The organism is Kushneria pakistanensis, from assembly GCF_014652795.1.
GTDB classification, from domain to species: Bacteria; Pseudomonadota; Gammaproteobacteria; order Pseudomonadales; family Halomonadaceae; genus Kushneria; species Kushneria pakistanensis.
The window spans coordinates 332,408-345,768 of sequence record NZ_BMZM01000001.1 but is presented as its reverse complement, the minus strand read 5'-3'; the positions used below and the strand labels follow the sequence as shown (position 1 = coordinate 345,768).

The 13,361-nt window shown below is 59.7% G+C and carries 13 protein-coding genes; 4 read left to right on the top strand and 9 right to left on the bottom strand.

From position 1 onward, the window contains the following. Positions 1 to 79 precede the first annotated feature (79 nt). From yghU to IE123_RS01430, 6 genes are all read right to left on the bottom strand, one after another. Positions 80 to 946, bottom strand: coding sequence for a glutathione-dependent disulfide-bond oxidoreductase (gene yghU, locus IE123_RS01455; protein WP_189514392.1), 867 nt, complete (start codon positions 944 to 946; stop codon positions 80 to 82). A 91-nt stretch (positions 947 to 1,037) separates the two neighbouring features. After that, positions 1,038 to 2,267 (bottom strand): multidrug effflux MFS transporter, encoded by a 1,230-nt coding sequence (locus IE123_RS01450; protein ID WP_189514390.1) that lies wholly within the window; start codon positions 2,265 to 2,267, stop codon positions 1,038 to 1,040. Continuing rightward, complete coding sequence (locus IE123_RS01445; protein WP_189514388.1) at positions 2,264 to 2,866, bottom strand: TetR/AcrR family transcriptional regulator; 603 nt, start codon at positions 2,864 to 2,866, stop codon at positions 2,264 to 2,266. Before IE123_RS01445 ends, IE123_RS01450 begins: the two co-directional genes overlap by 4 nt. 172 nt (positions 2,867 to 3,038) lie before the next feature. Then, positions 3,039 to 3,758, bottom strand: a complete 720-nt coding sequence (locus IE123_RS01440; RefSeq protein ID WP_189514386.1) for an SDR family oxidoreductase — start codon at positions 3,756 to 3,758, stop codon at positions 3,039 to 3,041. A 40-nt stretch (positions 3,759 to 3,798) separates the two neighbouring features. Beyond that, a complete protein-coding gene (locus IE123_RS01435) occupies positions 3,799 to 4,266 on the bottom strand; it encodes a nuclear transport factor 2 family protein (protein WP_189514384.1) in 468 nt (155 codons plus the stop codon). Positions 4,267 to 4,311: 45 nt separating this feature from the next. After that, the gene (locus IE123_RS01430) at positions 4,312 to 4,923 is read right to left on the bottom strand and encodes an NAD(P)-dependent oxidoreductase (RefSeq protein ID WP_189514382.1); all 612 of its coding nucleotides are present in this window, start codon (positions 4,921 to 4,923) and stop codon (positions 4,312 to 4,314) included. Between the two features lie 171 nt (positions 4,924 to 5,094). Between IE123_RS01430 and IE123_RS01425 the strand changes: the two genes are divergently transcribed. Then, on the top strand, positions 5,095 to 5,472 hold the full coding sequence (locus IE123_RS01425; RefSeq protein ID WP_189514380.1) for a winged helix-turn-helix transcriptional regulator: 378 nt from the start codon (positions 5,095 to 5,097) through the stop codon (positions 5,470 to 5,472). A 94-nt stretch (positions 5,473 to 5,566) separates the two neighbouring features. Here IE123_RS01425 and IE123_RS01420 read toward each other — a convergent pair whose 3' ends face one another. From IE123_RS01420 to IE123_RS01410, 3 genes are all read right to left on the bottom strand, one after another. Next, positions 5,567 to 7,654, bottom strand: coding sequence for a mechanosensitive ion channel family protein (locus IE123_RS01420; protein ID WP_189514378.1), 2,088 nt, complete (start codon positions 7,652 to 7,654; stop codon positions 5,567 to 5,569). A gap of 303 nt (positions 7,655 to 7,957) precedes the next feature. Then, a complete protein-coding gene (locus tag IE123_RS01415) occupies positions 7,958 to 9,490 on the bottom strand; it encodes an AbgT family transporter (RefSeq protein WP_189514376.1) in 1,533 nt (510 codons plus the stop codon). 125 nt (positions 9,491 to 9,615) lie between these two features. Then, positions 9,616 to 10,029 (bottom strand): YqaA family protein, encoded by a 414-nt coding sequence (locus IE123_RS01410; protein WP_229819524.1) that lies wholly within the window; start codon positions 10,027 to 10,029, stop codon positions 9,616 to 9,618. A gap of 294 nt (positions 10,030 to 10,323) precedes the next feature. Between IE123_RS01410 and IE123_RS01405 the strand changes: the two genes are divergently transcribed. The 3 genes from IE123_RS01405 (at position 10,324) to IE123_RS01395 (ending at position 13,360) form a co-directional block, all read left to right on the top strand. Next, positions 10,324 to 11,535 carry a GGDEF domain-containing protein gene (locus tag IE123_RS01405; RefSeq protein ID WP_189514372.1) on the top strand — a complete coding sequence of 404 codons (1,212 nt, stop codon included), beginning with the start codon at positions 10,324 to 10,326 and terminating at the stop codon, positions 11,533 to 11,535. Between the two features lie 193 nt (positions 11,536 to 11,728). Beyond that, a complete protein-coding gene (locus IE123_RS01400) occupies positions 11,729 to 11,905 on the top strand; it encodes an alpha/beta hydrolase domain-containing protein (protein ID WP_189514370.1) in 177 nt (58 codons plus the stop codon). 216 nt (positions 11,906 to 12,121) lie between these two features. Next, positions 12,122 to 13,360 (top strand): MFS transporter, encoded by a 1,239-nt coding sequence (locus IE123_RS01395; protein WP_189514368.1) that lies wholly within the window; start codon positions 12,122 to 12,124, stop codon positions 13,358 to 13,360. The last annotated feature ends 1 nt before the right edge of the window (position 13,361 follow it).

Below are 13,361 nucleotides of genomic sequence, written 5' to 3'. Positions count from 1 at the left end.
CCAGCGTGCGCATTCAGGCTGTAGACATCAAAAAGCCCGGCACGGGGCCGGGCTTCTTGTCGTTCAACACCAGGGACGATCAGTTCTGACCGACCTTATCCTGCGTTTTCGTGTCGAAGTCGCTCGCATCATGGCGCTCATGGAGCTGGGTTTCCGGCTCACCGAAGGTGCGATTGACCATGCGGCCACGCTGTACGGCCGGGCGAGCGTCGATCTCCTTGGCCCAGCGCACCACGTGATCGTAGGTGTGCACCTGCAGGAACGCCGCGGCTTCATACAAACGCCCCAGCACCAGCTGACCATACCAGGACCAGATGGCGATATCGGCAATGGTGTACTCATCGCCTGCCATGTACCGGTTGTCAGCCAGATGACGGTTGAGCACGTCGAGCTGGCGCTTGGCTTCCATGGTGTAGCGATCGATCGGGTACTCGAGCTTCACCGGCGCATAGGCGTAGAAGTGGCCGAAGCCACCGCCCAGAAACGGTGCGCTGCCCATCTGCCAGAACAGCCAGTTCATGGTTTCGGTACGCGCTCTGTGTTCACCTGGCAGTAGCTCGCCGAACTTATCCGCCAGATAGAGCAGGATCGAACCGGACTCGAATACCCGCGTAGGCGTCTCGGTGGTGTGATCCACCAGCGCCGGGATCTTGGAGTTCGGGTTGATCTCGACAAAGCCGCTGCCGAACTGATCCCCCTCGCCGATATCGACCAGCCACGCATCGTATTCAGCGCCCTCATGGCCCAGTGCCAGCAGCTCCTCGAGCATGATCGAGGCCTTTACGCCGTTGGGCGTGGCCAGCGAGTAGAGCTGAAACGGATGCTTGCCCACTGACAGTGCCTTGTCATGGGTAGGCCCGGCCACCGGACGGTTGATGCTGGCAAACTTGCCGCCACTCTCTTTCGGTTCCCAGACCGTGGGCGGTGTGTATTCCTGATCACTCATGGGTCGTTTCCCTGTTGCTTGCGTGTGGGTGCCCGGCACCCGACGTCACAAAAAAGATAGCGGCTTAACGAACAACCAGCGACCGTCGTATTCATTCACTGGCGTCATGGCGAATCAATCGCCCGGCCAGCACGCACATGACGATGGCAAGCACAGCGCAGACAGCAATGGTCAACGGCATCAGGCCGGGCCCCTGGGTGGCCAAACTCACCACATAGCCCACGCATGCCGCCAGCAGATAGTGCAGCGTACCCATCAGCGCCGAGGCAACGCCCGCCTGTGGCCCGCCGTGATTCATGGTCAGCGCGGTCAGGTTACCAAACACCAGGCCGAGTGCGCCGATGGCCAGCCCCAGCAGCGCCACATAGACCTCAAGACTCGCCATGCCGGCCGTCACTGCCAGATACAAAAGCCCGCCGGCCACGGCGTGCACGCCCAGACCGATGTAGGTGACCTGCGCCGGCGTCATGCCGCGCCCGGCCAGCACGTTGGCCAGCGTACCTCCCAGAATCAGCCCGACCGAGTTGGCGGCAAACAGATAGCTGAAATGGGTCGGCGTCATGCCGAAGTAGTCGGTGAAGACGAATGCAGACGCGCTGATGTAGGTAAAAAGCGAGCCCAGCACGAACCCTCCGGCGGCCGTGTAGGCCATGTAGACCCGGCGGCGCGACTGCCTCAGATAGCCACGTACCACGCCGCCCACACTCAGCGCCACGCGACGCTCGGGCGCCAGCGACTCCGGAATGGCCATCAGACTCCAGATCAGTCCGATGGCACCAAACACCGCCAGCACCCAGAAAATGCCCCGCCAGCCGCCATGCGTCAGCATGAAGCCGCCCATCATGGGGGCTACCACCGGGGCGATCATCATCACCTGCATCAACAGCGAAAAGATTTTCGCCGAGCTTTTGACGTCGCAGACATCGGCCACGATGGCGCGCGGGGCCACCAGTCCGGCAGCCGCGCCGATGGCCTGGGCAAAACGCGCCACCAGCAGCCACTCAAGCGTGGGCGCCAGGGCAGCCATTACCGAACCGGCCACAAAGATGACCAGCCCCACCATGAGCGGCAGGCGGCGACCGTAGCGCTCCAGCAACGGGCCGTAGAGGCACTGGCCCAGCGCCAGGCCTGCCAGAAAGACGGACAGCGTCTGCTGTACGCTGCCGGCCGAAATCCCATAGTCCTCGGCGATCATCGGCATGCCGGGCAGATACATGTCGATGGCCATGGCATCCAGTGCGGTCAAAAGTGCCAGCAGAATGACAAGCGCCATTCCCATGGTGCCCTGCTGTACACCGGCCCGAGCCGTCTGCTCCGTCATGATGTTTCTCCTGTTGTTTCAATTCTTGCGATGCTGTCGCCCATGAGACGCTCAAGGGCGTTGAGACGCGCTTCAAAACGCGCCTGGCCGATGTAGATCAGTGCCACGTGAAGGCTGTCGACCATGCCCATCCAGGCATGACCCATGACCTCGGCATCCTGATCGGTCAGCAAGTCGCCAAGGCGACGACGCAGTGCGCTGGTGAAATCCACCAGCAGCTGCTGCATGAACTCTTCATAGCCCTGTTGAATCGCGTCAAACAGCGGCTCGGGCGAGATGTAGGAGGTGCGCAGCAGAAAGCGAAAGTGCTCGGATTCGCTGTAGCGTGCCAGCAGGGATTCGCAGTAGCGCTGCCCCGGCAGGTCGTCATCAGGGCCGGCGAAGCACGCTCTGGCAAAGGCCTCTTCGATCTGCAGGGCATCCCTGAAGACCGCCATGAACAGCGCATCCTTGTTTTTGACGTGCGAATACAGAGACGCTTTGCGAATCCCGGCGTCAGCCGCGATATCAGCCAGGGAAGCGCCCTCATAGCCATGCCGGGCAAACTGAACCACCGCAGCATCAAGCACCCGCTTGAGCGCCGGTGTTGTGGATGTCATATGTTCTGCTCCAGAAAACAAGGGGATCGATAACACCTGCCCTACCGCTACAGGCGTCAGGTGGTGCATTCTAGCCCTAAAAACTACCTACCGGTAGGTAGCTTGTCATGGTTTAAAAAAATGGCCCTGATGGGCCATTTCTATCGTCAGACACTGTCGGCGATTTGACGTTCTACCAGGTCAGCGTTTGCCCTTCGAAATCCACAAAGCGCTGCTCGACTCGCCCGAGGGCGCCTTCCAGCACGCTGACCAGACCGGTCACGCTCTGCTCGACCGTCACCGGGGCGTCATCCCCCCCCATGTCGGTCTGCACCCAGCCCGGGTGCAGATTCAGCACGCCCACCCCGGCCGGAATCGCCTCGTTGACGGCGAAACCGCGGGTAAGACTGTTGAGCGCAGCCTTGCTGGCCCGATAGAGCTCACGATCGCCCGAGTCGTTGAGCGACACGCTACCCATGCGCGAACTCAGAAAGCCGATCACACTCTCGGGTGCCATGGCCGGTAGCAGCGCACGGGCCAGTCGCAGTGGTGCCATGGCGTTGAGATCGAACAGCTCACCGACCTCATCGCGACTCGCCTGCTCGGCACGCTGGTGATCCGGCCCCATGATGCCGGCCGAGATCACCAGCAGATTCAGCGCCCTCGGCCCGAGCGATGCGGCAAGCCCGGCAGGCGACTGCGCCAGATCAAGCTCCATGATCTCAAGCGCGTTGTCATGCTGCTCCCGCAAATCTGACAGCGCCTGCGGCGTGCGGGCACTGTCGCGCACCGTGGCAGTCACCTGCCAGCCACGCGCAAGCAGTACCTGCACCAGTCCCAGCCCGATTCCGCGGGAGGCACCGACCACCAGTGCCCGGCGCGGGGTATGTTCAACGGATGCACTACCGGTCATGTCACCTCCCTGACATCATCTGGTGCAAGGCCAATCTGTCTTAAAACATGGTGTTGTCGTTGGCGGACTCTTCCGGGACCGACTGGATCACGTCCCAGTGCTCGACGATTTTGCCGTCAGCGACGCGGAAGATATCCACCACGGCCTCACCCTGATCCTGGTCGCCGTTGGTCGAGTGAACATGCAGCCAGACCAGATCGCCATCGGCGGCACTGCGCACGATCTCGCTTTTATACTCGGGATTTTCCTTGAAGTAGCCCGCGAAATAATCCACGAAGGGCGCCTTGCCGTCCGGCACTTCCGGATTGTGCTGGATGTAGTCCTCGGCCAGCACCTTGCCGCTCTGCTCGGTTTCGTGATCGTTGAAGAACTGGTTGTAAAAATCGACGACCAGTTCGCGATTCGCCTCTTCCTTCCCAACATCACGCTCCGATTGAGCAAAGGATACGGCAGGGACAGCCAGCATCAGCGCCGTCGTGACGACGCCCAGGGATTTCAATAACGACATGCCAACACTCCGGTAACGATTGGAACGGTTAAAACGGTCAGGGAATCAATAGCCGACGGTAAAGCGCTGGCGCATGTACATGGGCTTTTCAAGCTCATCCACCATCGCGATGGCGTAGTCTTCAAAGGAAATGCTGGAGCCCTCGTCATTGATCAGCAGCTGGTCCTGGCCAAGGCGAAATTTGCCGGTGCGCTCGCCGGGTCCGAACTCTGCCGACGGTGACAGGAATGTCCAGTCGAGATCTTCCACGCCGCGCAGAAAGTCCAGAAACTCGCCCCCGGCGCGCGCTTCAGGCTTGTAGGCCTCGGGGAAGTCCGGCTGATCGATGAGCTTCTCCTCAAAAGCCACCTCGAGACTGCCGGCACCGCCGACGACGAGATAGCGCGTGACACCGGCATCCCGCACCGCACCCACCAGCGTTTTAACGTTGCTGGTCTTGAAGGGTATTGCGCTGATGACAGCATCATGACCCTTGAGCAGTGCGGCCAGCGCCTGCTGATCATCGGCATCACCCTGCCTTGCCGTCACGCCCGGCAGCGACGCAATCCTGTCCGCATTGCGCGCAATGGCCGTCACCTGATGCCCGCGTTCGGACAGTTCGGCCAGAATTCGTGACCCGGCATCACCCGATGCCCCGATCAATGCTACATGTGCCATGAGCTACCTCCTTGAGTTCATGTTGTCCCCATGGTCTAAAAGACAGACCGTGAGATAAACTTATGTGAGTTCCCCTGACGGCGCAAGAAGTCATCTGCACCTGACACGGTCACATCAATGTGACCGCTGCTACCCTGGCGAGCAATAAACAACACCCTTGACGGAGAGATCATGACAGCGATGTCTGATGGTGAAGAGATCGTTTTCGACCAGCCCTGCCCCATTCGTGACGTGCTCGATCGGATCGGTAATCAATGGAGTCTGTTGATTCTGGAAGCGCTGTCACCGGGCACCCTGCGCTTTAATGCCCTGATGCGCGAGATTGGTGATATTTCCAGGCAAATGCTGTCGCGCACGCTCAAGCAACTCGAGCAGGACGGTTTCATTACCCGCACGCTCTACCCTGAAGTGCCTCCGCGAGTGGAATATACCCTGACCGAGCTGGGACACTCGTTTCTGGCACCCATGCAGCAGCTCATCACCTGGGCCGATAGCCATCACCGCGACATCGTCGTCGCGCGCAGGCGCTATGCGACGGACCGGAAATAGCGCTGGAGGCGGGCAGCGCAGCGAATCCACCGCGGGCGAGGACATCAAGGACCGTCAGGCGCTGGCCTTTACCAGCGCCTGACGGCCGGCCTTCTCAGGCATCGCCTTTTTTGGCGTTCCTTTTGAAGGTCTCTTCGGCGCCTTTTTCGTCGTCCTCTTCATCACTTTCGGTGCTTTCGCTGGCGTTCTTTTTAAAGCCCTTTTCAGCGCCTTTATCAGCGTTACCCCTGGCGCCTTTTTCGACGTTATCCTCGTCGTCTTCGTCGTCCTTTTCACCACTTTCGGGGCTTTCGCTGGCGTCCTTTTTAAAACCCTTTTCATTATTTTCATCAACGTCTTCGTCAGCGCCATCATTGGCGCCTTTTCCGCCATTCTCGGCGTTCTCCTCGTCGTTCCTTTCCTGGTCGTCCTTTTCGCCACTTTCAGGGCTTTCACTGGCATCCTTTTTGAAACCTTCTTCACTATCGCCCTGCTCGCTGTCACTGCCTGCCGATGCCTCACGAGTGGCCGGTGCATTGCCCAGCGCAATATCATGGCGACCAATCGCCATGACCTCTCTGGGCCACCACTCGGGATGGTTGTCACGCACAAAGGCCATCAGCCGTTCCCGGATCAGCATTTCCGCCGTCCAGCCACTCATTGGATCAGTGGTCATGAGGTAGCAGGCAATCGTTTGCGCCATATCGGTCTGCCCGGTCACATAACACAGGAGCCTGTCGTGCTCGATAACGCTGTCTTCTTCCTTGGCGAACTCAATGAACTTCTCACGAATACAGGCAATATCGGCACTCAGGTGAAGCTTCATCTCAAGACTTCTGTACTCCTGGGTATTCTGGGCAGACATGTTCTCGAACGCTTTTGAGGCAAAGTAGGTGACCGGCACGATCAAACGACGTTCATTCCAGACCCTTAACCGGATAAAGGTGTAAAAGATGCCCTCCACGTAACACCATTGACCTTCAAACATCACCAGGTCACCGATGCGGATAGGCTTGGCCAGCGATAGCTGAAAAGACGAGAGGATATTGCCCAGCACCGCCTGCCCTGCGATACCTACCAGCACCGCCAGCACGCTCGCCGACGCCAGAATGGACAGCCCCAGCGTCTCAAAGATCTGAATCTGGCTCAGCACATAGACCGACACCCCCGTCACCATGATCAGGATGACAATCCGGCGCAGCGCATAAAGCGAGGTCAGCAGCCGGCGCTCTTCCTTGGGGCTGGTGTCATCGATTTCACCCACCAGCCGCCGCATCATGCGTACCATGATGGTATCGACCAGACGAAGTGCAATCGTGCCGGCGCTCCAGCCCAGCACAACCATCAACACCACGCGCAGCGTCGACGTGATGACCGCCGAGAAGGACACCACATAATCCAGTAGTACCTGGATGGCCAGCGACATGACAATAAACGCCAGGGGCCCCCTGATTCGGCCGGTGAAAAGGCTTCGCGAGCCTTCAGGCAACCAGCGCGATATCAGGCCTGCCAGGCTGTAGACGCCCCATCCCAACAGGCCGATCACCGCCAGAATGATGGGAATGACCACCCACTCCCATATCTTGAGCATGCCAAGGGAGCCCTTGAAACGATCGGGAATATAGCTTTCGAACCTGGAGGGGCCGTACATCTCATACAACAGCGGGATCGATGACACGGTTTCCGGCATGATCATCCATACCGGCTCTTCATCACCGACCCGATATCGGGCCAGACGAACGTCATAGGTTTCGCCATCCTCCTGAAAGGAGGCCAGCTTGAGATTGCGCCGTGGCACACCGGCCTGGGGGTTTTGCCCCGAAGGATCCTCGATGGCGGCATCCTGACGCCCGGATAACCCGGACATGCTTAACCACTCGCCACGTCGAAGCGCTACGCCCAGTTCACGGACCAGCCTTTCACCCTTTTCCTGCTGCTCTGCAGGACTCAGCTCGGAAAGATTGAGGATATGAACGGCGGCAGCGAAATCTTCCTTTTCGGTCAGCTCCATCAGGCTGCGAATCGCCTCGCGTGGCGTTTTCTGCCGAACATCATCGGGCGGCTCGCTCAGGCCGGTATTGAGCGCATCGACTGAAAACCAGCGCGTGTCCTCGTCTTCCTGCACCTGTGCCATACACAGGCTGGAAAACAGGAGTATCACTGCCGCCGATAGCCACAGTCGCCATAAACCCTTTGCCTTCATGCGTGTTCTATATCCCTTTGGATGAAACAACCTCCCCGTATGCCACCTGCCGGATCCTTGTCGATCAGGCAACAGCGGCAACCAGACCCCGGGCGAGAGACGGGTCGAGGTACAGCGTAGCCATTGTGGTCACGTCAGTCCCTGACCTGTGTTGATAAAGCGTCATGATCGATCAAAAAGTAAAACGACCATCGATTACCGGAACTCGACGGCCGCTCATTGTGTTCATTTTCGCCTCGCACTCAGGCAAGGCCACCGCTGGTCCGCCATACCCAGGCGCTGGCTCGGACGCTCAGGTAAATGTCAGCCCCCGTAATGGATCGCGGAACCAGGCCCCAGCGGTAGCCCCAGCAGCATCCAGACAATCAGCAGCAGCGTCCAGAACATCATGAAGGCAAACGAATATGGCAGCATCACCGCGATCAGCGAACCGATGCGAATGTCGCGATCATATTGCTGGGCGTAGGCGATGATCAGCGCAAAGTAGGTCATCAGTGGCGTGATGATATTGGTAGAGGAGTCCGCCACCCGATAGGCCATCTGGGTCAGCTCCGGCGAGTAGCCCAGCTGCATCATGATGGGTACGAACACCGGCGCCAGGATCGCCCACTTGGCCGAGGCGCTACCGATAAAGAGATTGATAAAGCCCACGATGAGCACAAACAGAATCAGCAGGGGGATGCCGGTCAGGCTGATGCTCTGCAAAAGCTCTGCGCCGTAAACCGCCATGAAGGTGCCCAGGTTGGACTCGGAGAACCAGGCCACAAACTGACCGGCGGTAAAGGCCAGCATGATGAACATGCTCATGCCGGCCATCGTTTTGGAGAGTTCGTTGGCGACATCGGTATCGTTTTTGACTGCCCCGGTGACGATACCGTAGACCAGTCCGGGCACGAAAAAGAGAATCAGCAGCACCACCGCCAGCGCACTCATGAAGGGCGATTGCACGATAGCGCCATCCTCACCCCGCAGCGGGGCTCCCGGCGGCACGATCAACAGTGCCAGCAGCGCCAGCGTGATCACGAAGGCAATCCCTGCCCATGTCATGCCACGCTTTTCCAGCGCCGTAATGGTGGTGGACTCCTCCCCCTGGTAGTCACCCTCGTAGCGCCCCAGCCGTGGTTCGACCACAAACTGGCTGATCAGGGTGCCGATAACGGCCAGAAAAAAGGTCGAGACGATGATGAAGTAGTAATTCATCGCCAGATTGATCGACCCGGCGTAGGCCGGATCAAGGGTCGCAGCCGCCTGAATGGTCAGCTCGCCCAGCATGACATCGGTGGCAGACAGCAGCAGGTTGGCACTAAAGCCCGCCGACACACCGGCGAAAGCCGCTGCCAGCCCGGCGATGGGATGCCGACCGAGCGCGGCAAAGATCATGGCCCCCAGCGGCGGCAGCACCACATAACCGGCATCGGAGGCGACGCTTGACATGATGCCGGCAAATACCAGCCCGAAGGTGATCAGCGATTTGGGAATGGAGAGAATAAACCCGCGCAGCAGCACGCTGATCAGCCCGGTGCGCTCGGCCATGCCGATGCCGATCATGGTCGCCAGCACCACGCCAAGCGGTGCAAAGCCGATGAAGTTATCGACCAGGGAACCAAAGATATAGCGAATGCCCTCTGCGGACAGCAGATTATTGACCGTTACGGTCTCACCGCCACCCGGTGGCACCACCTCAAGCCCGAACAGCGACAGCAGCGCCGAGATGATGGCGACCAGCGCCGCCAGCAGCGCAAAGAGAGTAACGGGATGAGGAAGGCGGTTGCCCGTGCGCTCGATGGAATTGAGCAGACGCTGCAAAAGGCCCACTCGTTGACTCTGATTGTTCATTATTCAACCACCGATAGAGATGTTGGCTGTGGGTTTCAGCGCGCCATCCTAAAGAAACACTGCGCCCGCTCTCGCTTTTGTTAAGTCCGACAACAGCCTGGCAAGCATCAGCCAAGGCGCTCGGCCTACAGGATCACGATACTCAGGACGATATAGCGCAGCGCCTTGCCCAGGGTGACCAGTAGCAGAAACCAGAGCAGATTGACCCGCAGCACCCCGGCGATCAGCGTCAGCGGGTCACCGATAATCGGCACCCAGGCCAGCAGCAATGACCAGCGGCCATAGCGGCGAAATCGCCGCTCGGCGCTGATCATGAGCCCCGGCTTCTGGCGCTTGAGCCAGCCCTGATTGGCCCAGTAGCCCATCGCGTAGTTCACCAGCGAACCGAGCACGTTGGCAATGGTGGCAATGAGTACCAGGGTGACAGGCGAGCCGCCCCTGATCAGCAGCGTGGCCAGTACGGCCTCCGACCCCATCGGCAATAACGTGGCCGAAAGAAAGGCCGACAGGAAAAGCCCGGTCTGACTGATGTCCAGCAACAATACCTCCATGACAAAACACTGACAGGGGTAAATCCCCGCAAGCGTGCAGGCCCTGCCTCACCGGATGCCCGCCCCGGGAATTAAACAATCATTCCCGTTTTTATTAATCCTTTACAATGAAAAGACTACTGCCGATATCTTTCGGGTCACACACACGGTTTTTCAACGCAGGTTGATCTTTATTCATGACAGCGCCCATGAAAGGGCCTTCATACAACAACAATCCGAGCCTCTGACGGCTGCAGCCATCAGGCGTTCCCATGCCTCTCAATGACTGTACAAGGCGAGTCGATGATCAATACGATCAAACAACTCTGGCGCCCCGGCACGTCAGGCAACCCACGCGGCGTGCGCCGTCGAATAGCGCTGTGCAACCAACTGGGGCTTTTCGGTGCCACCGCGACAATTCCCTATCAGCTTTTTTACTGTCTCTACGATTTTGCCGTGTATCGCGGCGTCTTTCTCGCCAACCTGGTGTTCATGGCAGCGTATCTGTCAGTGCTGCCACTGAATCACAAAAGGTGGCATAACACCGCCAGCAATGTATTGCTGATCAATGGCTGCTGTCAGCTCTTTGTCGTGACGTTTTTCATCGGTACCGAAGCCGGCGTGAACCTGTTTTATTTCACCCTGGCCGCCATACTGGTGTTTCTTTACGAACACCTTCACTCGCGGATCTATATCGCCATCATGGCGTCGTTTGGCGTGCAGTATGCGCTCACGCATTTCCTGTTTACGGCCGAGACCGTGGCCACACCGGTACCATCACCGTGGAGCGAAATCATGTATGCCGGCAGTGTGGCGGGCGCACTAACGCTGTCAGGCATTGTCCTGTATCTCTTTCGCCAGCAGATCGATCACGCCGAAGGGGAGCTGATGCTGAGCAACCGCTACCTGGAAACGCTCAGCAATACCGACCCGTTGACCGGCCTTGCGAACCGGCGGGCGCTGGATGCTGCCCTGGAGCGTGAGTGGTCGCGCCTTGCGCGTCGCCAGCAGGCACTCTCGGTCATCATGTTTGATGTCGACCATTTCAAGTCTTTCAACGATCAATACGGCCATGATGGGGGCGATCGTTGTCTACAGCAGATTGCCGCGGCGGCAAAAAATGTGATCTCCCGAGCTTCCGACCTGCTGGTGCGCTACGGCGGGGAAGAATTCGCGGTTGTGTTGCCTGACACCGATGAAGCCGGAGCGCGGTTGCTGGCACAGCAGTTATGTACTGCCATCGAGCGTCTGAACATACCCAATGAATCCCTAGGTGCAGGAGCCTGCGTTACCATCAGCGTTGGCGTATCGAGCATCACGCACACGACGTCCGATGCCCATGGATACGGCGGCGCGCATCTTTTAAAGCGCGCCGATGAAGCGCTGTATCAGGCAAAATCCAGCGGCCGCAACCGGGCGGTGTACTGCCCGTACGCTCAGCCTCTTTCCGTTGATACCAGAATTGCCGGCCGCCCGGTATCCGATGACATCGACAGCCGCTCGCCGCTGTCCTGAGGCCGGACTCGTCCAAAGGGGTATGGCGTTAGCTCCCGGCCATCACGCACTCTTGAGCGTTTTTTTACCAGAGTGTTCTGATGAAACGCCTTTCCTGCCTGTCTCTGAGCACGCTTGCCGTGTCGCTCATGTTCCTGCCCACCTCGGCAAGTGCCCGGGTCACAGCCTTCGATGTGATGTCCACTACTCCCATGTGCGAGGGTCGCCGCTTCAAGGACGCCGGGCAACGGTCAACGCGCGCTATGACAGTAGCGACGCCTATATCAAGGCCGTGCGTCAGCACGCCGACCGTCTGGTAGAGCAGCGTCTGATGCTGCCGGATGATGTGGGGTTTGTCGTGGAAGCGGCCCCGCCCTTCCCGGTCGACTGATACCCGGGGCGGCCAGCGCCGATCCGACGCCGGGCACCGGAGAGCGCCCGGTCCCGAAAAGGCCTACACTATTGGTCCATTCGCCAGCCCGCCTCTGACGCGCCCTGCGCGCCGGAGGTGAGCTGGCAGCTTCCTGTTCCCGGATCAACGATCACGACCGCTTCATGACCGACCGCTTCCCGATGGTACATCCCGACCCTGCGTGCACGGCTCACCATGAGTGATCGTCGGCTTTTTCGCTCGCTGAGCGTCTACAACTATCGACTCTGGTTTGGCGGTGCGCTGGTGTCCAATATCGGCACCTGGATGCAGCGTATCGCCCAGGACTGGCTGGTGCTGACCGTGCTCACGGCGCATGACGCCAGTGCCATGGGCATTACCATGGCGCTGCAGTTCGGGCCTCAGCTGTTGTTGCTGCCGCTGTCGGGGTTTGCCGTCGATTATTTTGATCGCCGCCGCCTGATCATGCTCTCCCAGGCATTGCAGGGGCTTTTGGCGCTGGGGCTGGGAATACTGACCCTCACCGATACGGTGACGCTCTGGCAGGTCTATCTATTCGCGCTGGCGCTGGGGTGCGTGACGGCCTTCGATGCACCGGCGCGACAGGTATTCGTCAATGATCTGGTCGGCGAGAAGCTGCTGTCCAATGCGGTGGCGCTCAACTCCACCTCGTTCAACGCCGCGCGTATGGTGGGCCCGGCCATTGCCGGGCTTTTGATTGCGGCGACGGGCACCGGCTGGCTTTTTATCATTAACGCGGTCTCCTTTGCCGGCGTGCTGGGGGCGCTGTGTCTGCTGCGCGTCAACGATCTCCATGTTGGTGAACGCGCCACGCGCGGTCCCGGCGGGCTGACCGAGGGCTTTCGCTACGTCAAGGGGCGTCCTGACCTGAGCGCCCTGATGTTCATGCTCTTTTTGATCGGCACCTTTGGTTTCAACTTCCCGGTCTTTATCTCGACCATGTCAGTGGGCGTGTTTCAGGGTGACTCGAACCAGTATGGGCTTCTGACCACCTGTCTGGCTGTGGGCTCGGTGACCGGCTCCCTGCTGGCCGCCCGGCGCGAGCAGCCGCGCATGGGGCTTTTGCTGGTCTCGTCGCTGTCGTTCGGGGTGTTTTGTGCCCTCGCTGCGCTGGCGCCCAGCGTGTGGCTTTTCGCCATCGCCCTGATGCTGACCGGGCTTTCTGCGCTGACCTTCATGACCGCCTCCAACGCCACCATGCAGCTGACCACGACACCTGCCATGCGCGGACGCGTCATGGCGCTGCGCATTGCAGTGACCATGGGCGGCACGCCGATCGGTGCCCCCATCGTGGGGGTGATTGCCGATCACGCCGGCCCGCGCTGGGCGATGATGGTCGCCGCTGCTGCGGGGCTTGGTGCTGCTATCGTGGCACTGCGGGCCCGCTCGGCCGAGCGTCGACGAGCGGCGCTTGCCCCCCATGAGCGCGCATGAC

What these genes read in the sequence shown, in the direction of transcription:
- yghU (WP_189514392.1), bottom strand. Translation starts at nt 946, where the DNA reads ATGAGTGATCAGGAATACACACCGCCCACGGTCTGGGAACCGAAAGAG.
- IE123_RS01450 (WP_189514390.1), bottom strand. Translation starts at nt 2,267, where the DNA reads ATGACGGAGCAGACGGCTCGGGCCGGTGTACAGCAGGGCACCATGGGA.
- IE123_RS01445 (WP_189514388.1), bottom strand. Translation starts at nt 2,866, where the DNA reads ATGACATCCACAACACCGGCGCTCAAGCGGGTGCTTGATGCTGCGGTG.
- IE123_RS01440 (WP_189514386.1), bottom strand. Translation starts at nt 3,758, where the DNA reads ATGACCGGTAGTGCATCCGTTGAACATACCCCGCGCCGGGCACTGGTG.
- IE123_RS01435 (WP_189514384.1), bottom strand. Translation starts at nt 4,266, where the DNA reads ATGTCGTTATTGAAATCCCTGGGCGTCGTCACGACGGCGCTGATGCTG.
- IE123_RS01430 (WP_189514382.1), bottom strand. Translation starts at nt 4,923, where the DNA reads ATGGCACATGTAGCATTGATCGGGGCATCGGGTGATGCCGGGTCACGA.
- IE123_RS01425 (WP_189514380.1), top strand. Translation starts at nt 5,095, where the DNA reads ATGACAGCGATGTCTGATGGTGAAGAGATCGTTTTCGACCAGCCCTGC.
- IE123_RS01420 (WP_189514378.1), bottom strand. Translation starts at nt 7,654, where the DNA reads ATGAAGGCAAAGGGTTTATGGCGACTGTGGCTATCGGCGGCAGTGATA.
- IE123_RS01415 (WP_189514376.1), bottom strand. Translation starts at nt 9,490, where the DNA reads ATGAACAATCAGAGTCAACGAGTGGGCCTTTTGCAGCGTCTGCTCAAT.
- IE123_RS01405 (WP_189514372.1), top strand. Translation starts at nt 10,324, where the DNA reads ATGATCAATACGATCAAACAACTCTGGCGCCCCGGCACGTCAGGCAAC.
- IE123_RS01395 (WP_189514368.1), top strand. Translation starts at nt 12,122, where the DNA reads ATGAGTGATCGTCGGCTTTTTCGCTCGCTGAGCGTCTACAACTATCGA.